Annotated in this window: 2 protein-coding genes; one reads left to right on the top strand and one right to left on the bottom strand. The window is 72.2% G+C overall.

What is annotated here, in order from left to right:
• Positions 1-361 precede the first annotated feature (361 nt).
• A complete protein-coding gene (locus tag AC08OP_RS24085) occupies positions 362-523 on the top strand; it encodes a hypothetical protein (protein WP_476616262.1) in 162 nt (53 codons plus the stop codon).
• Positions 524-704: 181 nt separating this feature from the next.
• Here the strand turns inward: AC08OP_RS24085 and AC08OP_RS24080 are convergent, their stop codons facing one another.
• Positions 705-1,127, bottom strand: coding sequence for a hypothetical protein (locus AC08OP_RS24080; protein ID WP_476616261.1), 423 nt, complete (start codon positions 1,125-1,127; stop codon positions 705-707).
• Positions 1,128-1,290 lie beyond the last annotated feature (163 nt).

Here is a 1,290-nt window from a genome sequence, read left to right as displayed (position 1 = left end):
CGGCGGGATCGCGGGTACCGGCGGGGTGCGTGCCGCCGCGCGAAGTGGCGGCGATCATGGCGCAGCAAAACATCCGATGGGTGCTACGGAGTCAAGTCGGGCGGCCGATGATGACGGTGGCGAGGGCGTTCCGGGGAGAGAGGAGCGTGGATGGAAGCGGACGGATGGAATCACTGCCCGCGGTGCGGTCGGCGGGTGGCGATCCCGGTCAACAGGGGGCAGGCTTGCCACCGCTGCAACCCAACAACTGGCAGGGAGGCGGAGCAAGATAGGCAATTTGTCTACAAATTGCGGCGTTCTGGAGGACGCTGGGGCCGGACCGAGCGCGGTCCGGATCTTCCGGCTGGCAGGGTGGTGGATCATGCAGGACGAGGACGAGGGCGCGGACGATCCCGTGGTGAGGATTCCCGCGACGAGCACGACGAGTATCCCCGCGGCACCTGTGGCCAGGGCCAGCAGCACCGTCGCCGTCAGCGCCGAGAACACGCTCATCCTCTCTCCACGGCATCTACCGCTGCGCTGATCCGGGCGGCCGTGGTCGCCACCTTCCGTCGACGCGGCGGCCGACGCCCTGGTGCGCCGGGTCGGCCGCCGCACGGCGGCCCGTCGCCGCACGGGTAGCCTCGACGCGGCGGCTGCAGGCGGCTGAGGGCCCCGCTGCTGCGGGCCGGTCGGGTTGGGCCCGGTGACGCTGACCGGGCTGGCTACGGCCGGGGTGGGCGGCGGCCGAACAGCGTCTCCAGGCCCAGCTCCAGGTCGGACTTGGCGAGTGTCTTCTCGAGGGTGCCGGCGGCCAGCTCGTCGGCGACGGCGAGGACCTGGTCCACGAGCGCGTGTTCCTCGGCGACGAGCGCGATGTAGCTGTCGACCGCGGCCCGGGTCGCCGGGTCGGTCGCCGTGGTCTGCCAGCGCCGGCCCTGTTCGGCGAACAGCTCGGTGTCTTGGCGGGTCTCGGTGAACGTGGCGCGCAGCCGGGTCACGGTGGCGTCATCGAGGAGGTACGGCTGCTGCTGCGCGCGGGTGAGCATCGTCAGCTGGTCCCGGGCCAGGGTGATGCCCTGGTGGACGTGGGCGGTCAGTATCCCTACCGCGCTCAGTGGCTGCCAGGTCGGCTCACGGTCGGCCATCACGGCCCCCCTTCCGCCCCGGGCGGTCCAGCGCCGCCGCGACGGTGCACACCGTAGTGGCCACGGCCGGGGACGCTGACCCTGCCCACGCGAAGGGTCCCTGGCAGCGCGCCGAGAGCCCGTGATCGTTGGGGGTGGTTGGTCAGGTGGCGGCTGCGGCGTC

The sequence above is a fragment of the Frankia sp. CeRuru1 genome, assembly GCF_977966315.1.
Note: the sequence above shows the minus strand (reverse complement) of the source record. Positions and strands in the feature narration are given on the sequence as shown.

Bases quoted from the DNA above. Each gene is read 5' to 3' on its own strand.
- AC08OP_RS24085 (WP_476616262.1), top strand. From the start codon at position 362: ATGCAGGACGAGGACGAGGGCGCGGACGATCCCGTGGTGAGGATTCCC.
- AC08OP_RS24080 (WP_476616261.1), bottom strand. From the start codon at position 1,127: ATGGCCGACCGTGAGCCGACCTGGCAGCCACTGAGCGCGGTAGGGATA.